The 20,890-nt window shown below is 58.4% G+C and carries 16 protein-coding genes; 2 read left to right on the forward strand and 14 right to left on the reverse strand.

All coding sequences use genetic code 11. The features are described 5' to 3' along the window. Positions 1 to 37: 37 nt before the first annotated feature. The 12 genes from cobB to I6L41_RS06505 form a co-directional block, all read right to left on the reverse strand. A complete protein-coding gene (gene cobB / locus I6L41_RS06450; protein ID WP_216962795.1) occupies positions 38 to 811 on the reverse strand; it encodes a Sir2 family NAD+-dependent deacetylase in 774 nt (257 codons plus the stop codon). Positions 812 to 871: 60 nt separating this feature from the next. After that, positions 872 to 1,513 carry a GNAT family N-acetyltransferase gene (locus I6L41_RS06455; RefSeq protein WP_216962798.1) on the reverse strand — a complete coding sequence of 214 codons (642 nt, stop codon included), beginning with the start codon at positions 1,511 to 1,513 and terminating at the stop codon, positions 872 to 874. Positions 1,514 to 1,516: 3 nt separating this feature from the next. Continuing rightward, a complete protein-coding gene (locus tag I6L41_RS06460) occupies positions 1,517 to 2,761 on the reverse strand; it encodes a response regulator (RefSeq protein WP_216962800.1) in 1,245 nt (414 codons plus the stop codon). After that, positions 2,748 to 6,737: a transporter substrate-binding domain-containing protein gene (locus I6L41_RS06465; protein WP_216962802.1), complete on the reverse strand. Its 3,990-nt coding sequence runs from the start codon at positions 6,735 to 6,737 to the stop codon at positions 2,748 to 2,750. The genes I6L41_RS06460 and I6L41_RS06465 overlap by 14 nt, the downstream gene beginning before the upstream one ends. A 15-nt stretch (positions 6,738 to 6,752) precedes the next feature. Beyond that, a complete protein-coding gene (gene ihfA, locus I6L41_RS06470) occupies positions 6,753 to 7,049 on the reverse strand; it encodes an integration host factor subunit alpha (protein ID WP_005300715.1) in 297 nt (98 codons plus the stop codon). 3 nt (positions 7,050 to 7,052) lie between these two features. Beyond that, positions 7,053 to 9,440, reverse strand: coding sequence for a phenylalanine--tRNA ligase subunit beta (gene pheT, locus I6L41_RS06475; protein ID WP_216962805.1), 2,388 nt, complete (start codon positions 9,438 to 9,440; stop codon positions 7,053 to 7,055). Positions 9,441 to 9,452: 12 nt separating this feature from the next. After that, the gene (pheS, locus tag I6L41_RS06480; RefSeq protein ID WP_005336686.1) at positions 9,453 to 10,436 is read right to left on the reverse strand and encodes a phenylalanine--tRNA ligase subunit alpha; all 984 of its coding nucleotides are present in this window, start codon (positions 10,434 to 10,436) and stop codon (positions 9,453 to 9,455) included. Between the two features lie 379 nt (positions 10,437 to 10,815). Beyond that, the gene (gene rplT, locus I6L41_RS06485) at positions 10,816 to 11,172 is read right to left on the reverse strand and encodes a 50S ribosomal protein L20 (protein ID WP_005336687.1); all 357 of its coding nucleotides are present in this window, start codon (positions 11,170 to 11,172) and stop codon (positions 10,816 to 10,818) included. Positions 11,173 to 11,187: 15 nt separating this feature from the next. Then, positions 11,188 to 11,385, reverse strand: coding sequence for a 50S ribosomal protein L35 (rpmI, locus tag I6L41_RS06490; protein WP_005336688.1), 198 nt, complete (start codon positions 11,383 to 11,385; stop codon positions 11,188 to 11,190). An 86-nt stretch (positions 11,386 to 11,471) separates the two neighbouring features. Then, positions 11,472 to 12,002: a translation initiation factor IF-3 gene (gene infC / locus I6L41_RS06495; RefSeq protein ID WP_302054533.1), complete on the reverse strand. Its 531-nt coding sequence runs from the start codon at positions 12,000 to 12,002 to the stop codon at positions 11,472 to 11,474. A gap of 21 nt (positions 12,003 to 12,023) precedes the next feature. Beyond that, positions 12,024 to 13,952, reverse strand: coding sequence for a threonine--tRNA ligase (thrS, locus tag I6L41_RS06500; protein WP_005336690.1), 1,929 nt, complete (start codon positions 13,950 to 13,952; stop codon positions 12,024 to 12,026). Positions 13,953 to 14,184: 232 nt separating this feature from the next. After that, positions 14,185 to 14,772: a tetratricopeptide repeat protein gene (locus I6L41_RS06505; RefSeq protein ID WP_216962809.1), complete on the reverse strand. Its 588-nt coding sequence runs from the start codon at positions 14,770 to 14,772 to the stop codon at positions 14,185 to 14,187. Positions 14,773 to 14,945: 173 nt separating this feature from the next. Here I6L41_RS06505 and I6L41_RS06510 point away from each other — a divergent pair, with 173 nt between their 5' ends. After that, positions 14,946 to 16,001, forward strand: coding sequence for a PA0069 family radical SAM protein (locus I6L41_RS06510; RefSeq protein ID WP_216962812.1), 1,056 nt, complete (start codon positions 14,946 to 14,948; stop codon positions 15,999 to 16,001). 158 nt (positions 16,002 to 16,159) lie between these two features. On the opposite strand, the gene I6L41_RS06515 is transcribed toward I6L41_RS06510, so the two are convergent. Further along, the gene (locus I6L41_RS06515) at positions 16,160 to 16,315 is read right to left on the reverse strand and encodes a hypothetical protein (protein ID WP_005345370.1); all 156 of its coding nucleotides are present in this window, start codon (positions 16,313 to 16,315) and stop codon (positions 16,160 to 16,162) included. Positions 16,316 to 16,577: 262 nt separating this feature from the next. Between I6L41_RS06515 and I6L41_RS06520 the strand changes: the two genes are divergently transcribed. Then, a complete protein-coding gene (locus I6L41_RS06520) occupies positions 16,578 to 17,975 on the forward strand; it encodes an alpha-amylase family protein (RefSeq protein ID WP_254203406.1) in 1,398 nt (465 codons plus the stop codon). 107 nt (positions 17,976 to 18,082) lie between these two features. Here the strand turns inward: I6L41_RS06520 and gyrA are convergent, their stop codons facing one another. After that, entirely contained in the window at positions 18,083 to 20,830 is a 2,748-nt protein-coding gene (gyrA, locus tag I6L41_RS06525; RefSeq protein WP_216962815.1) for a DNA topoisomerase (ATP-hydrolyzing) subunit A, read from the reverse strand. Positions 20,831 to 20,890: the final 60 nt, after the last annotated feature.

The following is a 20,890-nucleotide window of genomic DNA, read 5'->3' on the forward strand; positions in this document are numbered from 1 at the left end:
TCACCGAACCATTGCAACTGTCCCGTCGCACACTAGCTCAGGGACCGCGCATCTCCATCCAGTTGTGCCCCTCGACTTGCCTCGGTTGATGAATGCCGCACGCCTCCAGCAACTCATCGACATAGGCGGGCACCAGCAGGGAGGCTGGGCCATAACGTTTCTCGTCAAACTGACTACCCACCTCGCTCGGCTCGAGATTGAGCTCGATGGTGTGCGCCCCGTTCAATCCCGCTTCATGGACAAAACCGGCGGCCGGATAGACAGCGCCAGAGGTGCCGATAGAGATAAAGAGATCGCACTGGGCCAGCGCACTATAGATGCGATCCAAACCGAGCGGCATTTCGCCAAACCAGACCACATGGGGACGCATGGGTTGGGGAAACTGGCAGCAGGAGCAGAGCTCGTCCTGATGGAGATCACCGCGCCACTCGATCACCTGACCGGACTCCGGGCAGCGGGCCTTGAGCAGCTCGCCGTGCATATGGATAAGGTTCTTGCTGCCAGCACTCTCGTGCAGATTGTCGATGTTCTGGGTGACCAGCGTCACCGAACCGGGCAGCAGTCGCTCGAGGCGGGCCAGTGCATAGTGGGCCGGATTGGGGTGAACCTGGGGCTGTTGCAGCTGTTTGCGGCGGGAGTTGTAAAAGCGCAGCACCAGTTCGGGATCCCGGGCATACCCCTCGGGGGTCGCCACGTCCTCGACCTTGTGTTCTTCCCACAAACCGTCGCTGGCACGAAAAGTCTTGATGCCGGATTCGGCAGAGATCCCCGCGCCGGTCAGGATCACGATATGTTTATATGACTGCGCCATAAGCTGCTCCGTCTATCCCCGCACAATAAATGTGACCTTAGCACAGGGAAAAAAGTGTCACTATTCGCCCTTGGTCTTAAGCGGCGCCGCTGGCGGCACGGGCAACCAGGCATCCAGTACCGACAGATCCAGCCTGACAAAGACCATCTCCCGTCCGGTCACCAGGGTCAGCGGCAAGCCAAGGCGCTTGAGCAGGGTCAGCATCGGCCGGTTCTGGGCCAGCACTTCCGCCGTCCACTCCCGGATCCCGTCCGCCCTGGCCAGCAGTGCCAGCGCCAGCAGAATCCGCCTCCCCGCCCCCTTGTGCTGAAAGTGATCCGCCACGATGCAAGAAAACTCCGCCCGATCGGGATGAAGGCGGCGGCGGATTGATTGCGCCTGAGCCAGCGGCTCACCGGCCAGATCGGTCAGTAACAGCGAGATCTGTTGTTCGGGATGGTAATTGAGAAACTGGGCCACCTGTTCCGGTGGCGGCGTCCGTTTCGGGCGCATAAAGCGCAGATAAATGCTCTCTTCACTCAATGCATCGTAAGCGGCCAGCATGCGGGCAGGCGCCATACCATGCAGCTCGCGCAGCAGGCAAGGCACCCCGGAGACCTGCATCGCCAGTGGCAGCGCGGCCCGGGAAACCGGATGAGGCCAGCCATCCAGCCCTTTGCCAAGGCGCTCCCGGTGCATGGGCCAGCAGAGGTAGCGCGGCATGGCTTACCAGCGCCCCGTCATACCGCGCTCTCGCCACACCTCGACGTCGAGCAGGTTGTAAGGATCATCCAGATAGACGGCGATCCCCAGCTCCCGAACCCGGGCCATAAAGCGTCCCAGCAGGGAGTCACCGGTCAAGGACTCCATCTCCGGCAAGATCCCCTGCCCCAGCAGCAAGGCTTGCAGCGGCAAACGCTCCAGCAGATCGAATGGCAGATGCTGGCTGTTATCGAGCAGCAGCGCCAGCTTGCTCCCCGCCAGACTGGCTTGCAGCACCAGCGCGAAGCGATCGGCATTGCCGAGCAGGTGGTCACGACGGTGGATCAGCAGGGTCAGTTCGGCTGGGGTACGCGACTGCTCCGTCAGCCAATCCTTGAGCGCCTCCCAGCGGCTGGGCAAGCCTGTCACCGCCAGCCAGACCGGATGAGGGGTCGCGGGACTGGAGAGCAGCCCAAGCTGACCCTGCACCTCCCCCTGCCACCGGCGGATGGAGCGGCGCTGGCCGCTCAAGCGCTGCTGACGCAGCGGGCCCAGATAGAGTCGACGCAGCAACCTGAGCAGCTCGTCGCAATCAAGCGGCTTGGCCAGCGCTGCAAGAATGTTGAAACCGGCATCGTGCAGCAGGCGGCGGGCACCGTCGATCAGCGTCTGCTCATGGGCCGAAAGCAGCACAATGGGCAGCCCGGCCTCCTGCAACTGGGGCTGGTTCATCAGCAGACTGATGGCATCTTGCTCCACCAGACTGAGATCGCAGACCAGCAGGCTGATGTCGCCCGCCGACAATGCCGCAAGGCAGGCCGATTCATCCTGTACCCACTGACAGGAGAGCCCCAACCCGGCGATGGTCTGTTGCAATTGCATCCCCTGAAACGGGTGATCCTCGAGCAGCAGCACCTTGTTAGCGGCCAGCCAGTTGCACCAGTTACGGTAACTGGCGGCAAGCCCCCCCAGCCAATCCTCGTCGATAGCGTAGATCCCCTCATGCTGCTGCAACTGGGGGAAATAGTCCGCCTGCTGATGAGCGGCGGGGTCGTAAAGGGCAATGGCACCGGCCGCAAACAACCCTTCCCACTGCCAGCAGGCATCCGGTCGGGTACGGTGCAGCGTGACATAGGAGGGCAATGTCATGGTGCTGGCCAACTCATGGGCGGTGCTGTCGAGGGCATAGAGCACAATGGGGCAAAATCCTGCCGCCTCATGCTCTTCCGAATCGAGCAACGCCAGTAATTCTTCATCAGTGATGATCATCTTGAGCCCTCTTTGAAAACTGCTGGCTGAACTCATCCAGTGCCCGGTTCAATCTGGCTTGCAGCATTGGACGGGGCGCCTGTTGCCACTCTTCAATGACCGCCACCAACGCAGTCGCCCCTACCATTCTGGCGGCCCCCTTCAACTTGTGTAAAGCAGCATTCACGCCAACTTCATCTTCTTCTGTGCTGCAGCGCTCAAGTTCGGCCAAATCATCACGGGTAGCCTTCAGATAAAGGGCGGCCAGTTCATCGGTCAGCAGCGAGGCAACCGGTGTCGGGGCGACAACATTGCTCCCCTCTTTGGCAATATGGCGCAGCAAGGTCGCCAGCTCCTTGAGGGCGACCGGCTTGTCCAGATGGCCATCGCAACCGCAGGATTGCAGCTCCCTTGCAGCCTGATCACTGAGATCTGCGGTGATCACATAGACTGGCAGACGGGCCCAACGGGCGGATTGGCGCAATTGCCTGCACAGCTCGGCCCCGTTCATCACCGGCATCTGCAGATCGGTCAGCACAAAATCCACCTCTTGCTGCGCCAGCATCTCCAACGCCAGCTGCCCGTTGGCGGCAGTGATAACGCTGGCACCCAGTTGGCCCAGTTGCAGGCTGATCAGCTCGCGATTGACATCGTGATCTTCAACCAGCAGTACCCGCATGCCAAGCCCTGGCTGGGTGCCGGCGACCGGTTGATCCGGGGTCAACCGTGGCTGCAGCAGAGTGATGATGGTCCCGGGCACCCAGGACTCCCCTTGCCATGCCCAATAGTAGAGCCCCTTCTCGTCCACCTCCGCTTGCAGCGTATCAACGGCGTTGCTGACGGTGGCGATCCCCAATCGGCTTAGCCAGGGCGAGAGCGCTTGCGCCTCATCGTGGGGTAAAGAGAGTGCCAGCTGCCGCACATTGGGTTGCCAGTCCGGCTCCTGCTGTACCCGCTTCAGCGGCAACTCGCAATAGAAGCGGCTACCGCCACCGACACGCCCCTCGACATCGATAAGCCCCCCCATCTGCTCGATCAGCTGCTTGCAGATCGCCAAACCAAGACCGGTGCCCGGCGCCCGCAGCTGCCCTTCAACGGCAAACTGCTCGAACGGCATAAAGAGCGTGGTGCGCATCTTGGCGGTGATCCCCGGTCCCTGATCATCCACACCAAAGCGCAAGGTCGATGCGACCACCTCGGCCCACAGCACCACTTCCCCACGCAGGCTGAACTTGATGGCATTGGAGAGCAGGTTGTGGAGCACTTGCCGTACCCGGTGAGGGTCGAGGGTCTGCAGGGCAGGCAGAGCCGGATCCAACTTAAGGCGCAATTGCAATCCCTTGGCCCGCGCCTTGGTCCAGTGCACTGCCGCCACGTGCTCACACAGCTCGGCAAAATCGGTGGGTTGCGGCGAGAGGGAGAGTTTGCTGTTTTCGTTGCGGCTAAAGTCGAGCACATCGTTGAGCAGGCCGAGCAGCTCATCCCCCGCCTGACGCACCCGCGCCAGCGCCGAATCCTGCTCTCTCGACAAAGGGGTGCTGGCCAGCCACTCCAGCAAGCCGAGCATGGCGTTCATCGGCGTGCGGATCTCGTGGCTGATGGCGGCCAAAAAGCGCCCCTTGGCCAGCACTGCCTGTTGCGCCTGCTCATGGGAGTGCTGCAATGCCTGATCCTGCTCGACCCGAGCAGTGGCATCCTGCATCACCGCATAAATTCGCCACCCCTGCGGCTGACTGCGGCCACGGCCATAGAGCTGCAACCAGCGCAGACCCTTGGTCGGATGGTGATAGCGCATGGTGAACGCGAAGGGTTTGCCAGCCTGCAACATGGCGAACATCTCACGGCGTACCCGACGGCGATCCTCACGCTCAAGCATAATGAGCACCCGTTTGGGATCACGACGGATCTGCTGACTCGCCAGCCCCAGCAGCTCGTAACAGCCCCGGCTGATAAACTCGATACCCCCCCCCCGTCCCCGCTCGAACATAAACTGCAGCACCACGCCGGGAACGGTATTGGTCAGGGCGCGCAGGCGGCGCTCTGCCTGACGCAGAAAACGGGCCTGCTCACGCAGCACACTGATATCCGACAGGGCGATGAGATCGGTGGCGGGTGCTTGCTTGTCCAGTCGCAGCGGATGTTGGGCATAGGCGAAGACCTGATCCCCCAGCACCAGCTCCCCTTCACTCTTCTGGGGCTGTACCGGTGGCAGCATCAACTGCTGCGAATAGCGCAGGGCCAGACGTCGCCCCTGTTTATTGGATTTGATCACCTTGCCCTGGCTATTGCGCAGATAGACGGGCACCGGCAACGCCTGAAACATGGTTTCCCGCAGCTCGCTCTCGATGGCCAGCGCCTTCTCGGCGGCGTGACGCTGGGCGACTTCCCGTGCCAGTTGCTGGCGAGAGCGCCAGATCCCGCCGATGACAATGCTGCTGATCAACAGTGCCATGGCGATAGAGCCAAACCAGGCGGCGTAGCTCACGCCGGGCTGCTGCACGACGAGCAAGCGGCGCCAGCGCTGGTTAAGTTCGTCAATCTGGGTGCTGGTCAGCGCCATCAGGTTGCGATCCATCACCCCGGCCAGTTCGGTCTGACTCTTGTTGATGGCAAAGCCAAGACTGAAGCGATCTTCCAGCTCCTCGATATCGAGCCCTTCCAACAAGTTGGTACGCTGGGGATATTGCAGCTGATAAAGCTCGCTCAACATGGCGTCAGCCTTGCCCTGTTTGATCGCGGCAAGCCCCTGCTCGAGGCCGTCGGTGCGAACCCACTCCTGATCACCGAGCAGGGCGAGCAAGGAGGGATCGTAGAGGGACTCCGGCACCAGAATACGCTGCCGCTTGAGTTGGGTAATGCGATCGGCAGCCAGCTTGCGCTTACTGATCAAGGCAAACCGGTTGGTGGAGATCGTCCGACTGAAAATGAACTGATCCGTCAATGCCGGGGATTCCGGCAAGCCGGCCATCATATCCGCCTCACCACGGCGCAGCTTTTCTACGGCCTCCGCCTTGCTGGCGGCAGGCACCAGCTTGTATTTCAGGCCGGTCTCCTGGGTGACCCAGCGCAGCACATCCGCGCTCCACCCTTTCGCCTCCCCCAGATCATTGACGCCGCTATAGGGCATCAACTCGGGATTGACCACCAGGCGAATGGTGCGCCCGCGGCCGGATAACCAGGCCTGCTCGGTATCGCTGAAGTGGGGTTGGTTGACGTAGAGCGACCCCTGATCGAGATAACGGGCCAGATCGGTATAGATAGTACCGGCGGGCATATGACGGATCAGGGTGTCCACCAGATTGGCCAACTCAGGCTGATCACGCATCATCAGGCGATAGCTGATGATCCGATCCTCACCAAACAGGCGGCGCAGGCGCAAACCATCGGCAGGAAACTCGCGCATCAGATAGCGCAGTTGCAGATAGTCCCCCAGATAGGCATCACCTTTGCCACTCTGCAGCGCGTCGTAGACCTTCTCTCCGCTCTTTAGGGAAATAATGCGTGCCTGGGGATAGAGCTCGTGCAGCAGGCGGGCAGAGTCTGCCACCGAGTAGACCAGAAAGCGGGCCTGTTTGAGATTTTCACCCTTGTAGAGGATGGCGGCATCGGTCTCCATCATCGGACGACTTAACCGCATGCCCTCCACGGCCTTCTTGCGGGTTCCGACATAGGGAATGATGTCACAGTCACCCTCTGCGAGCCCGTTGCGCAATGTCTGCCAATCGGGCAACTCTTTGAGCACGAGGGGAACCGGGAATAGCTCCTGCAACCGGGCGAGGCGATCCTTGAGCAGTCCCCCCTCGGCCATCAGGTATGGTGGAGGAAGCGTCGCAGGATAGCAGAGCGAAAGCTGACTCAGTGAATTTACATAAGCTTGGGTCGCCGGCGCCAACGGCAGCACTGTGGTCTGCAAAGGCTTGGCGTGCAATGGCAGAGCCAGTACGGCACCCAGAAGAAAAATGGGGAATTTGGTCATCTGAAAACAAAAGCCAGGCATCTGCCTGGCTTTTTATCACTCGTTGGGTTCAACATTTTCTACCCTGGCCTTGAGCTTCTGGCCAGGCCGGAAGGTCACCACGCGGCGGGCGCTGATAGGAATATCCTCGCCCGTCTTGGGGTTGCGTCCGGGACGCTGATTCTTCTCACGAAGGTCAAAGTTACCGAAGCCTGAAATCTTGACTTGTTCACCACGCTCAAGCGCCTGTCGGATTTCCTCAAAGAAGGCTTCCACCATATCTTTGGCTTCACGCTTGCTCATCCCGAGCTGGGTGAACAGGTGCTCTGCAATGTCGGCTTTGGTAAGCGCCATAGATCAATCCCTCAAGGATGCATTCAACTCTTCACCAAGGGCCCGCACGACATTGTCTACGGTCTCGGCAATCTCTTTCTCCTCCAGGGTGCGCTGGGTGTCTTGCAATACAAGACTGATGGCCAGGCTCTTCTTGTCCTCTGCCATACCAGCACCCTGGTATACGTCAAACAAGTTTATTCCAACTACCTGATTTCCGCCAACTTTTTTAATTACCGCAAGCACATCACCTGCCAGAACCTGACGATCGACCACCACGGCGATGTCGCGACGGTTCGCCGGGAACTTGGAAACTTCGGCTGCCACAGGCACCTTGGCCGGGGTCAGCTTGTCCAGCTCCAGCTCAAACATCACCGCGCGGCTCTTGAGGCCCAGCTTCTTCTCGAGGCTCGGGTGGATCACGCCGATGTGGCCGATGAGCTCGCCATTGCGCAGGATGGCTGCGCTCTGGCCCGGGTGCAGGGCGCTGTGCTCGGTGCGCTCGAAGGTAAAGGTGGCCCCTTCGGCGGTCAAGTCCAGCACCGCTTCCAGATCCCCTTTCAAATCAAAGAAGTCGGCTGCGCGGGTTTTGATATCCCAGTGCTCGTCGCTCTGGTTGCCAGTGATGATACCGGCCAGCATCGGCTCCTGACGGATGCCGTTCTCGGCGCTTTCATCCTTGATGAAACGCAGACCCTGTTCAAACAGACGCACACGCGGTTGCTGACGGTTCTGGTTGTAAACAACGGCCTGCACCAGACCCGGAAACAGAGAGACCCGCATGGCGGACATCTCGACCGAGATCGGGTTCGGCAGTACGATGGCATCGCTCTGCGGGAACAGGGTTTGCTGGGTCTTGGGATCGACGAAGCTGTAGGTGATCGCCTCCTGAAAACCGCGGTCAACCAGCAGGTCGCGTACGCGCTTCAAGGTCACCTGCCCTTCTGCCTGCTCAACCATCGCCAGAGAGGCGGCCGGTTTCAGGTTCGGGATGTTGTTGTAGCCGTAGATGCGAGCCACTTCCTCAATGAGGTCTTCCTCTATGGCGATATCGAAACGCCAGGAGGGTGCCAGCGCAGTCCAACCGTCAGCATCCACAGTGACCTGCATGCCGAGGCGGGTCAGGATCTCGACCACCTGAGCGTCAGCCACGCTGATACCGATCACCTTGTCGAGCTTGCTGCGACGCAGCTTGATGGGGGCCGCTTTCGGCAGATGGGCATCGGATTTGACCTCGATGACCGGACCTGGTTCGCCGCCGCAGATCTCCAACAGCAGACGGGTGGCTCTGTCCATCACCTTGGCTTGCAACTCCGGATCCACCCCGCGCTCGAAGCGGTGGGAAGAGTCGGTGTGCAGACCGTAGGCACGGGCACGGCCGGTGATGGAGAGCGGCGCGAAGAAGGCGCACTCCAGCAGGATATCGGTAGTGGTCTCGGATACACCGGTGCGATTGCCACCGAAGATACCGGCCATGCAGGCAGGACCTTTGGCATCGGCAATCACCAACGTGGTCTCTTTGAGCTTCACTTCGTTGCCATCGAGCAGGGTCATCGGCTCATCGGCGTGGGCACGACGTACCACCAGTTCCCCTTCCAGGGTAGCCAGATCGAAGGCGTGCATCGGCTGCCCGTATTCCAGCAACAGGTAGTTGGTGATGTCGACGATGGCGTCGATGGAACGAATGCCGCCACGGCGCAGCTTCTCTTGCATCCAGAGCGGGCTCTGGGCCTGCAGGTTCAGCCCCTTGATGACGCGGCCCAGATAACGGGGGCAATCGGCTGGTGCTTCAACCCGGATCGGGAAAGTTGCATCAATGGTGGCCACAACCGGTGCCCAGGTCGGCTCGACCACGTCCACGCTGTTGAGCACACCAATTTCACGGGCCAGACCAGCAATACCGAGGCAGTCGGCACGGTTCGGGGTCAGATCCACGTCGATGGAGACGTCGTTCAGATTGAGGTAGTCGCGAATATCGGTACCGATGGGGGCATCGGCCGGCAACTCGATGATGCCATCGGCTTCAACGTCGATACCCAGCTCGCTGAAAGAGCAGAGCATGCCATGGGACGGCTGGCCACGCAGCTTGGCTTTCTTGATGGTGAAATCACCCGGCAGGGTCGCCCCTACTTTGGCCACACACACTTTGAGGCCCTGACGGCAGTTCGGCGCGCCGCAGACGATGTCCAGCAGCTCGGCTTCACCCACGTTGACCTTGGTCACCCTCAGCTTGTCGGCGTCAGGATGCTGGGCGCACTCGACCACTTCACCCACGACCACATTGTTGAACTGGCCAGCCACCGCTTCCACGGCGTCCACTTCCAGACCGGCCATGGTGATCTGCTCGGCCAGCGCGTTGTCACTCAACTCGGTGCGGACCCACTCCATCACCCAGGATTTACTGAATTTCATGTTCTCTCGCCCTTACTTGAACTGCTTGAGGAAGCGCAGGTCGTTTTCGAAGAAGGCACGCAGGTCGTTGACCCCGTAACGCAGCATGGTCAGGCGCTCAACGCCCATGCCGAAGGCAAAGCCGGAGTATTTTTCCGGATCGATGCCGACCGAACGCAGTACGTTCGGGTGCACCATGCCGCAGCCCAGCACTTCCAGCCACTTGCCGTTCTTGCCCATCACATCTACTTCAGCGCTCGGCTCGGTGAACGGGAAATAGGAAGGACGGAAGCGAATGGTCAGGTCTTCCTCGAAGTAGTTGCGCAGGAAGTCGTGCAGAATGCCCTTCAGCTCGGTAAAGCTGGCATGCTCGTCAACCAGCAGACCTTCAACCTGATGGAACATCGGGGTGTGGGTCATGTCGTAGTCGTTACGATAGACGCGGCCCGGTGCAATGATGCGGATCGGCGGCTGCTGATGCTCCATGGTACGGATCTGCACGCCCGAGGTGTGGGTACGCAGCATCAGATCAGGATTGAAGTAGAAGGTATCGTGATCGGTACGCGCCGGGTGATGAGCCGGAATGTTCAGCGCATCGAAGTTGTGGAAGCCATCTTCAATCTCGGGACCACGGGCAACCTTGAAGCCCATCTCACCAAACAGGCGCTCGATGCGTTCGATGGTGCGGGTTACCGGGTGCAGACCGCCATTCTCGATGCGGCGGCCCGGCAGGCTGACGTCGATGGTCTCGGCAGCCAGCTTCTGGTTCAGCACGGCGACTTCGAGTGCTTCACGACGCTCGTTCAGCGCATCCTGAACCTGCTGTTTGGCCTGGTTGATCACGGCGCCCGCGGCGGGACGCTCTTCGGCAGACAAGGCACCCAGGCCCTTCATCTGCTCGGTAAAAAAGCCCTTTTTACCCAGATATTTGACCCGGATTTCGTCGAGGGTCGCGATATCGCTTACGCCCTCAATTTCGGCTCTGGCTTGGCCGACTACTTCTTCAAGCTGTTGCATGTCTTCCTCGTCACCACTCCCGGTACAGGAGCCTTTAGGCTAAATAAGGTCAAGAGGGGAATAATACAAAAAAAGCCCCTTCGCTGACCATAGTTAAGGTGGGCTTTTCTCCCTACAAATCATTTTGTTATATCAAGCGAGTCTTATCGGTTCACCATCACTCCTTAAATACTGGAATAAACACCTAGTTTGTTGGCATATAAAGCAGTTGTAGAACAGGTCATCTCGCACATATCGCCTTGTGCGGAGAAAACTGTAGCGCGTGTAAAATAGTGGACAGAATATGGACGAGGAAAAAGAAAAAGTGATGTAAAATAGATGGTTATAGATACAAAAAAGGAGGCCTGAGCCTCCTTTTAGCGTTTATAACAGAACTGGATTAAACCAGAGCTGCTTTAGCTTTTTCAACCAGGGCGGTGAAAGCCATTTTGTCGTGAACGGCGATATCGGACAGGATCTTGCGATCGATCTCGATAGAAGCCTTTTTCAGACCGTTGATCAGACGGCTGTAGGACAGACCGTTCTGACGGGCTGCAGCGTTGATACGCGCAATCCACAGCTGACGGAACTGACGCTTTTTCTGGCGACGGTCACGGTAGGCATACTGACCAGCTTTGGTTACCGCTTGTACCGCTACGCGGTAAACACGGGAACGGGCGCCGTAGTAACCTTTGGCGGCTTTCATTACTTTCTTGTGACGAGCTCGAGCAGTCACACCACGTTTAACTCTTGGCATTTTTCACATCCCCCCTTATGCGTACGGCAGACAAGCGACAACACGTTTGTGGTCGGCAGCAGAAACCATGAATTTCGGTCCCAGCTGACGCTTACGCTTGCTGCTCTTCTTGGTCAGGATGTGACGCAGGTGGTTGTGCTTGCACTTGAAGCGACCCGAGCCAGTCTTCTTGAAGCGCTTTGCAGCACCCCGGTTGGTTTTCATCTTCGGCATTTCATACTCCGCATTGTGAGTGACAACAAAATCGCAAGGCGAACCGACTCATGGAGCGAGCCCCATGAGTCAATTTCTTGTGGGCCTTAAGATTTCTTCTTAGGTGCGAGAACCATCACAGCTTGACGGCCTTCGACTTTCGGGAACGACTCGACTACGGCCAACTCTTCCAGATCGTTCTTGACGCGCTCGAGAACCTTGATACCAAGGTCTTGGTGGGCCATTTCACGACCACGGAAGCGCAGGGTGACCTTAGCCTTGTCCCCGTCTTCCAGAAAGCGAACCAGGTTGCGTAGTTTTACCTGATAGTCGCCTTCGTCAGTGCCAGGACGGAATTTGATTTCCTTGACCTGGACGACTTTCTGCTTTTTCTTCTGTTCTTTGGTTGTTTTGCTCTTTTCGTAGAGGAATTTGCCGTAATCCATGATCCGGCAAACGGGCGGCTCAGCATTTGGACTGATCTCTACCAGATCAACTCCGGCCTCTGCGGCCAAGTTCAGAGCATCCTGAATGGAGGTGATGCCAATGGCTTCACCATCCAGACCAGTCAGACGAACTTCTTTCAGACGGATCTCTTCATTGATCCGGTGAGCGCGGGCTTGCTGTTGCTTGCCCAGTTTTTTTCCGCCTTTTATAGCTTATTCCTCCACTTTCTTTTGTCCGCGGGTCTGAACTTCCTGGGTCAACAGAGCGATGAACTCTTCAACAGGATAAGTGCCCAGGTCAGCCCCTTTACGAGTCCGTACTGCAATCTTACCGGCTTCAACTTCTTTATCGCCGCAGACCAGCATGAAAGGTACTCGCTTCAAAGTATGCTCGCGGATTTTAAAGCCAATCTTCTCATTTCTCAAGTCCGCTTTTGCGCGAAGGCCCGCATCATTCAATGCTTTGGCTACTTTCACCGCATAATCGGCCTGATTGTCCGTGATATTCATGACCACAGCCTGAGTCGGTGCCAACCAGGTCGGGAACAGACCGGCGTACTCTTCAGTCAGGATACCGATGAAGCGCTCGATAGAACCCAAGATGGCCCGGTGGATCATCACAGGTACGTGGCGATCGTTGTTTTCGCCCACATAAGTGGCACCCAGACGACCAGGCAGGGCAAAGTCGAGCTGCACGGTACCACATTGCCACGCACGATCAAGGCAATCGTGCAGGGTAAATTCAATTTTGGGACCGTAGAACGCCCCTTCACCCGGCTGCAGATCGTACTTCAGACCGTTGAGCTCCAGCGCTTCGGCTAGGGCTTTCTCGGCGCGATCCCACATCTCGTCGGAGCCGATACGCTGCTCGGGACGAGTGGAGAGCTTGACCACGATGTTCTCGAAGCCAAAGGTACCGTAGACGTCATAGACCATACGAATACAGCCGGAGACCTCTTCCATGATCTGCTCTTCGGTACAGAAGATGTGAGCGTCATCCTGAGTGAAACCGCGCACCCGCATCAGACCGTGCAGGGAACCAGACGGCTCGTTGCGGTGACAGGAACCAAACTCGGCCATACGCAGCGGCAAATCACGGTAGGACTTCAGACCCTGGTTGAAGATCTGGACGTGACCCGGGCAGTTCATCGGCTTGATGGCGTACTCGCGATTTTCGGACTGGGTGGTGAACATGGCCTGGGCATACTTCTCCCAGTGACCTGAACGCTCCCACAGGACGCGGTCCATCATGAACGGACCTTTCACTTCCTGATAGTCGTACTCTTTGAGCTTGCCGCGGATAAAGGTTTCCAGCTCACGGAAGATGGTCCAGCCATCGTTGTGCCAGAACACCATACCGGGTGCTTCTTCCTGCATGTGATACAGGTCGAGCTGCTTGCCGATCTTGCGGTGGTCACGCTTGGCGGCCTCTTCCAGGCGCTGCAGATAGGCCTTTAGCTGCTTCTTGTCAGCCCAGGCGGTACCGTAGATACGCTGCAGCATCTTGTTGTTGGAGTCGCCACGCCAGTAGGCGCCGGACATCTTCAGCAACTTGAAGTGGTGGCAGTGGCGCATGTTGGGCACGTGCGGGCCGCGGCACATGTCGATGTACTCTTCGTGATGATAGAGACCTGGCTGGTCATCACGGGCAATGTTCTGATCCAGGATTTCGACTTTGTAAGACTCGCCGCGCGCCTCGAATACATCGCGCGCTTCTTGCCAGGAGACTTTCTTCTTGATGACGTCGTAATCCTTGGCTACCAGCGCCAGCATGCGCTCTTCCAGGGCAGCCAGATCTTCATCGGTCAGGGTACGGTCAAGATCAACGTCATAGTAGAAGCCGTTGTCGATGACAGGACCGATGGCCATCTTGGTCTGGGGCCAGAGTTGCTTGATAGCATGACCCAGCAAGTGGGCGCAGGAGTGGCGCAGGATGTCCAGACCTTCTTCGTCTTTAGCGGTGATGATGGCCAGCGCTGCATCGGCTTCGATCAGCTCGCACGCATCCACCAGTTCACCGTTTACCCGACCGGCAATGCACGCCTTGGCGAGACCGGGACCGATGTCCGCAGCCACATCCATGACGGAAACAGAGTGGGCAAATTGACGTTGGCTGCCGTCAGGCAGAGTAATGATTGGCATTATGTGTTTCCTTATACAGTGGTGACCCCTACCAAAGGTCACATGCGGGATGGAAAAGAGATTCAAAAAGGTGATGTTCTGGTTCTCCACAGCACTTTGCGAAGACGGCCTGACACGTAAACCACATGTCTAACGTGACAAACCAAGCCAAAACGGCCCCATGCTACCAGAAGTCGGGCGTGCTGTATCGGATTTGCAGATATTTTCTACAGTCAAATGAGTCGCCTGCCGACTATTCGCCAAGCAGGGATTGCCAGTTGAAGTCAAAGTCACTGCTCCCCTCCTCTGCCAACGCCAGCTCTTTCAGCACCTGAAGCGCCAGCTTGTTGCCCTTTTGTGCCGCCTGATAGAGCCACTGTTTTGCCTGAGGCAGATCGACCCTGCCGCTGACCCCCATCAGATGAAGAACACCGACTTTCAGCATGGCCGGGACGTCACCATTACGGGCTGCCTGATCCATCCAGTGAAAGGCTTGGCGCAGATCTCGCTTGACCCCGACACCGCGCAGATAGAGCTCTGCCAGCCGATATTGGCCGAAGGGATCCCCTGCCTGCGCCGACTGGCGATAGAGGCTGATGGCCTGATGGATATCCTGCTCGCTCCCCTGCCCCACTTCATGGCTCCAGCCCATCAAGGCTTGCGCCCTAGGTTGCCCTTGCGCCGCCAGTGGCGACCAGATCCGGGTCGCCTCATCGAAGTGACCGGTACGCCAGGCACGGTTGGCAGCAACCATCTCCTGCTCGGTGGAGAGCGGAAGCAGACGCCAGATAACCAGCGCAATCAGACCGATAAATAGCCAACGGGAAGTGGTGGGTCTCATGATGATTTCCGTGATCCAGTTCTCATTTCGTCTATGTAAACGAAATGTAGCGCCGTGATCAAGCTTGAGATCCCAGCAACAACCCTTTTTGCACCCGGTCGATCAGCAGTTGTTGTCATTTATCGTGGGTACCTGCAAAACAACTGTATTTATAAACAGTACTGGTGCGCACCATGGCAGGACGAGGCAGCCCCCACAATATCGATCACCGTTTTAGCGGCCCCCTTGTCGAAGCGGTTGATGACGGCTGGCAATCGTCCGATTGGGATGCCGCCTTCACAGCCTCTGCCCCCGGCACAGAAGTACGCGAAATAGAGGCCCGCAGCATTATCAGTTACAACAGCTCGCCGGATGTACCTTTTGGCCGCTCCATCAACCCCTATCAGGGGTGCGAACACGGCTGCATCTACTGCTATGCCAGACCCTGTCACGCCTATCTGGAGCTCTCCCCTGGCCTCGATTTCGAGAGCAAGCTGTTTGCCAAACGCAATGCAGCCAATCTGCTGCGTCGGGAGTTTGCCAAACCAGCCTATCAGCCACAGACCATCTTCATTGGCGCCAATACCGACCCCTATCAACCCATCGAGCAGCGCTATCGCCTCACCCGGCAGTTGCTGGAGGTGATGTTGGCCCATCGCCATCCTGTCGGCCTCATTACCAAGAGCGCCATGATCTTGCGCGACCTCGATCTGTTGACCGAGCTGGCCAGGGAGGGGCTTTGTCAAGTGATGGTATCGGTGACGACCTTGAACGAAACCCTGCGCCGGCAGCTGGAGCCCCGCGCCAGCACGGGCGCAGACCGCTTGAAAGTGATCGAGAAGCTGGCCAACGCTGGCGTGCAGGTGGGGGTACTGGCCGCCCCCATGATCCCGCGGCTCAATGAACCGGAGCTGGAGCAGATCATCAAATCGGCCGCCGAGGCTGGCGCCAGTTGCGCCGATTACATCCTGCTGCGGTTACCCCACGAGTTGGCTCCGCTATTTGGGGACTGGCTCGATACCCACTATCCGGGCCAGAAGGAGGCTATTTTGAATCAGTTGCGAGCCAGCCGCAGTGGCGGGCTCAACAGTACCGCCTTCGGCACCCGCATGCGCGGTGAGGGGCACTTTGCCGATCTGCTGGCCCAGCGCTTTCGCCTCATCAGCAAGCGCCTGGGCCTTGGCAAACGCCATATTCAGCTCAGGCTGGATGGGTTTATCCGCCCCGGGGAACAGCTGTCGCTCTTCTAATCCCCCTGCTCACGCCCTTCACACATCAGGCGTGCCAAGAGGTTGAGAGGAAGGCCTGCCGCAACACATCCTGTGGAAACCCCGCTTTTCAGAAATTTCCAACGGAGTAGCCATGTCACGTAAGGATCGCGCTATCCGGTAAAGAGAGGGCTAACGCCTTAACCTGCGCGCTGATCCCGACCCTGTTGCACCATTTCAACCGGTAGTCGCGAGGGTTCATGAGCCACTTCGTGCTCATCCTCTTCATACAGCGGCACCTCTGACTCGCCCCATACCCGGCTCCACCAAATTTCCCACGTGATCCAACTGGTCATATGCAGCTCCTGACGGTGAAGGTGATAGCAACAACACACCACTCGCCCGGCAGGATAGCGACTGGGAATGACAGGGAAATGACAAAAAAATCACTTGTAAAAAGGCAACTGGCGGTAGGGAGGAAAAGCCGAAACAGTTCACATATTCGGCGAAATCATCCTGAAAGCGGTCACAAATCTGCAGGTTGTGGATTGCAGCACATCCTGTTCCCGCCAAAGCTGACTTGCCCATTCAGGCATCTATAAAAACAGGGACACAATAATGAAACACACAGCGGGAATATGGGCGATCGCAGGCATGCTGATCGCCCCCTTGGCGCACGCCGACGTCATACTGCACGCCTTCAACTGGAAATACAGTGAAGTGACCGCCAAAGCCGACCTTATCAAGTCGGCCGGTTACAAACAGGTACTCATCTCACCGCCCCTGAAATCATCAGGCAACGAGTGGTGGGCCCGTTACCAACCGCAGGATCTGCGCCTTGTCGACTCCCCTCTTGGCAACAAGCAGGATCTCGAGCAGCTGATCGCCGCCATGAAGGCGCGTGGCATCGCCGTCTATGCCGATGTGGTGCTCAACCACATGGCCAACGAAAGCTGGAAACGCAGCGATCTCAACTATCCCGGCAACGAGCTGCTGCAAAGCTACGCCAGCAACCCGGCCTATTTCGAGCGCCAGAAACTGTTTGGCGATCTGGGGCAAAACCTCCTCTCCGGTCAGGATTTTCATCCCGAAGGGTGCATTAGCGACTGGAGCGATCCAGGTCATGTCCAGTATTGGCGACTCTGTGGCGGTGCCGGTGACAAGGGGCTGCCGGATCTGGATCCCAACAACTGGGTGGTTAGCCAGCAACAGGCCTACCTCAAGGCGCTCAAGGGGATGGGGATCAAGGGTTTTCGGGTCGATGCTGTCAAACACATGAGCGATTACCAGATCAATGCCGTGTTCACCCCCGAGATCAAACAGGGGATGCACGTGTTTGGCGAGGTGATCACCACTGGGGGGGCTGGCAGCACCGATTACGAGCGCTTCCTCAAACCCTACCTCGACAGCAGCGGTCAGGGGGCCTATGACTTTCCGCTGTTTGCCTCCCTGCGTGGCGCGCTGGGGTATGGCGGCAGCATGAACCTGCTGGCGGATCCGGGCGCCTATGGTCAGGCGCTACCGGGCAGTCGCGCAGTCACCTTTGCCGTGACCCACGACATCCCCACCAACGACGGCTTCCGCTATCAGATCCTGACCCAGACTGACGAGAAGCTGGCCTACGCCTACCTGCTCGGCCGCGATGGTGGCTCGCCGCTGGTCTATTCGGATCACGGCGAGACCCAGGCCAAGGATGGACTGCGCTGGCAGGATTACTACCAGCGCGCCGATCTCAAGGGGATGATCCGCTTCCACAATGCGGTGCAGGGTCAACCCATGCAGCTGGTCGGCAGTGGCGACTGCTTCGTGCTGTTCAAACGTGGCAAACAGGGGCTGGTCGGCATCAACAAGTGCGACTATGAGCAGGAGTACTGGCTCGATACCGCCAGGTTCGAGATGAACTGGTATCGCAACTATCGGGACGTGCTCGACCAAGGGGCCGTAGTCAACGTGCAGAGCCAGTGGGTACGGGTCGCCATTCCTGCGCGCAGCGCCAGAATGTGGCTGCAGGAGTGATCCAGCCGTAAGAGCAGCGTAAAGTCATAAAAAGCAGACAAATATAAAGAGCGACCACCAGGGTCGCTCTTTTTGCTCAGAGACGTTGCTCGGGTATCTGGTGACGATTACTCGTCGCCCGCTTCCCCAGCATCGACCGCATCAGTGCCGGTCACGGTATCGGTACCTTCAGATACCTCACCGTCAACGGCCAAAGCGTCGTTTTCGTCTTCGTCGCTCTCGGCGATACGCTGCAGGCCAACCACGGTCTCGTCTTCACCGGTACGGATCAGACGGACACCGCCGGTGTTACGGCCAATGACGCTCACCTCGGCAACACGGGTACGCACCAGGGTACCGCCGTTGGTGATCAGCATGATCTGGTCGGTATCTTCGACCTGGATCGCATCGATCACCTTGCCATTGCGCTCATCCACCTTGATGGAGATAACGCCTTGGGTACCACGGCTCTTGGTCGGGTATTCGGCCAACGCAGTCCGCTTGCCGTAACCGTTCTCGGTGGCGGTGAGGATGGCACCTTCGCCGCGCGGAACGATGAGGGAAACCACCTTGTCACCGGCGCCCAGCTTGATGCCACGGACACCGGCTGCGGTACGACCCATGGGACGCACCCCCTTGAAGGTACCCTTGCTTTCGGTGCCTTCGCCGTTGTCGCTACCATCATCGTCGTTGCCGGCATCGTCGTCGGTTTCAACGTCATCGCTGACATCGGCATCAGCGCGACCGCTGCCTTCCGCGAAGCGAACGACTTTGCCCGCGTCGGAGAAGAGCATGATCTCGTTGCTGCCATCGGTGATATCCACCCCGATCAGCTCATCGCCCTCTTTGAGGTTGATGGCGCGGATACCGGAGGAGAGCGGACGGCTGAAGTCAGAGAGACTGGTCTTCTTCACGGTACCGTTGGCGGTGGCGAAGAAGACATACTTCTCGGCGTCATATTCCTTCACCGGCAGGATAGCGGTGATACGCTCACCCTCTTCCAGCGGCAGCAGGTTGATGATCGGACGACCACGGGCGCCACGGGAAGCTTCCGGCAGCTGGTAAACCTTGAGCCAGTAGACCTTGCCACGGGTGGAGAAGCACAAAATGGTGTCGTGGGTGTTGGCCACCAGCAGACGCTCCACAAAGTCCTCTTCCTTGATCCGGGTGGCCGACTTGCCACGACCACCACGGCGCTGGGCCTCGTAGTCGGAGAGCGGCTGATACTTCACATAGCCCTGGTGAGACAGGGTGACCACCACGTCTTCCGGGGTGATCAGATCTTCGATGTTGATCTCGGCACTGGACATGCTGATCTCGGTGCGACGCTCGTCGCCATACTGCTCACGCACGGCCAGCAGTTCATCGCGGATCACTTCCATCAGACGAGCCGGGCTCGCCAGGATGTGCAGCAGCTCGGCGATCAGATCCAGCAGAGATTGGTACTCTTCCAGGATCTTCTCGTGCTCGAGGCCGGTCAGCTTGTGCAGACGCAGGTCAAGGATGGCCTGGGCTTGCTGTTCGGTCAGGAAGTATTGACCTTCACGGATACCGAACTCGGGCTCCAGCCACTCTGGCCGGGCCGCGTCGTCGCCCGCTTTTTCCAGCATGGCGGCCACGTTGCCGAGTTCCCAGCCCTTGGCAACCAGGCCCGCTTTCGCGTCGGCCGGGGTCGCGCTGTGGCGGATCAGCTCGATGATGGGATCGATGTTGGCCAGCGCAACCGCCAGACCTTCCAAAATGTGTGCCCGATCCCGCGCCTTGCGCAGTTCGAACACGGTCCGGCGAGTCACCACTTCACGGCGGTGCAGCAGGAACGCATCCAGGATCTCTTTAAGGTTCATCACCTTGGGCTGGTTGTTATCGAGCGCCACCATGTTGATGCCGAACGTGGTCTGCATCTGGGTGTGCTTGTAGAGATTGTTCAGCACAATCTCGCCGGACTCGCCGCGCTTGATTTCGATAACGATGCGCATGCCGTCTTTGTCAGACTCATCGCGCAGGGCACTGATGCCCTCGATCTTCTTCTCTTTGACCAGCTCGGCGATCTTCTCGATCAGTCGAGCCTTGTTCACCTGATAGGGGATCTCGTGAACGATGATGGTCTCGCGACTGGTCTTCTCGTCCACTTCCACTTCAGCCTTGGCCCGCACATAGATGGAGCCACGACCGGTACGGTACGCCTGCACGATGCCGGAACGACCGTTGATAATGCCGCCGGTGGGGAAATCCGGGCCGGTGATGTAGGTCATCAGCTCGTCAATGGTGAGGTCGCCATTTTCGATCAGCGCCAGACAGCCATTGACAATCTCGGTGAGGTTGTGAGGCGGAATGTTGGTCGCCATGCCCACCGCGATACCGGAGGAGCCGTTGACCAGCAGGTTGGGAACCTTGGTAGGCATGACCGCCGGGATCATCTCGGTGCCGTCATAGTTCGGCACCCAGTCCACGGTCTCTTTGTCCAGATCGGCCAGCAGCTCGTGGGAGATGCGGGCCATCCGCACTTCGGTATAACGCATCGCCGCGGCGCTGTCGCCGTCGACTGAACCGAAGTTGCCCTGACCATCGACCAGCATGTAACGCATGGAAAAATCCTGCGCCATCCGGACAATGGTGTCATACACAGCGCTATCGCCGTGCGGGTGATATTTACCGATTACGTCACCGACCACACGGGCCGATTTTTTATAGGGCTTGTTCCAGTCGTTCCCCAACTCGTTCATAGCAAACAGAACGCGGCGGTGAACCGGTTTCAAGCCATCACGCACATCCGGCAGAGCTCGTCCTACGATCACGCTCATGGCGTAATCAAGATAGGAACTCTTGAGCTCTTCTTCGATGTTGACCGGCGTGATCTCTCTGGCCAGATCGCTCATAGAAAGCCTTATCCCTAATTAGTTGTTCTTTGGCTTAAACAGCGCGACATGGTAACACAC

The organism is Aeromonas sp. FDAARGOS 1411 (assembly GCF_019047125.1).
GTDB lineage: Bacteria > Pseudomonadota > Gammaproteobacteria > Enterobacterales > Aeromonadaceae > Aeromonas > Aeromonas veronii.

Coding starts and splice junctions, on each gene's coding strand:
- cobB (WP_216962795.1), bottom strand. CDS start 811: ATGGCGCAGTCATATAAACATATCGTGATCCTGACCGGCGCGGGGATC.
- I6L41_RS06455 (WP_216962798.1), bottom strand. CDS start 1,513: ATGCCGCGCTACCTCTGCTGGCCCATGCACCGGGAGCGCCTTGGCAAA.
- I6L41_RS06460 (WP_216962800.1), bottom strand. CDS start 2,761: ATGATCATCACTGATGAAGAATTACTGGCGTTGCTCGATTCGGAAGAG.
- I6L41_RS06465 (WP_216962802.1), bottom strand. CDS start 6,737: ATGCCTGGCTTTTGTTTTCAGATGACCAAATTCCCCATTTTTCTTCTG.
- ihfA (WP_005300715.1), bottom strand. CDS start 7,049: ATGGCGCTTACCAAAGCCGACATTGCAGAGCACCTGTTCACCCAGCTC.
- pheT (WP_216962805.1), bottom strand. CDS start 9,440: ATGAAATTCAGTAAATCCTGGGTGATGGAGTGGGTCCGCACCGAGTTG.
- pheS (WP_005336686.1), bottom strand. CDS start 10,436: ATGCAACAGCTTGAAGAAGTAGTCGGCCAAGCCAGAGCCGAAATTGAG.
- rplT (WP_005336687.1), bottom strand. CDS start 11,172: ATGCCAAGAGTTAAACGTGGTGTGACTGCTCGAGCTCGTCACAAGAAA.
- rpmI (WP_005336688.1), bottom strand. CDS start 11,385: ATGCCGAAGATGAAAACCAACCGGGGTGCTGCAAAGCGCTTCAAGAAG.
- thrS (WP_005336690.1), bottom strand. CDS start 13,952: ATGCCAATCATTACTCTGCCTGACGGCAGCCAACGTCAATTTGCCCAC.
- I6L41_RS06505 (WP_216962809.1), bottom strand. CDS start 14,772: ATGAGACCCACCACTTCCCGTTGGCTATTTATCGGTCTGATTGCGCTG.
- I6L41_RS06510 (WP_216962812.1), top strand. CDS start 14,946: ATGGCAGGACGAGGCAGCCCCCACAATATCGATCACCGTTTTAGCGGC.
- I6L41_RS06515 (WP_005345370.1), bottom strand. CDS start 16,315: ATGACCAGTTGGATCACGTGGGAAATTTGGTGGAGCCGGGTATGGGGC.
- I6L41_RS06520 (WP_254203406.1), top strand. CDS start 16,578: ATGAAACACACAGCGGGAATATGGGCGATCGCAGGCATGCTGATCGCC.
- gyrA (WP_216962815.1), bottom strand. CDS start 20,830: ATGAGCGATCTGGCCAGAGAGATCACGCCGGTCAACATCGAAGAAGAG.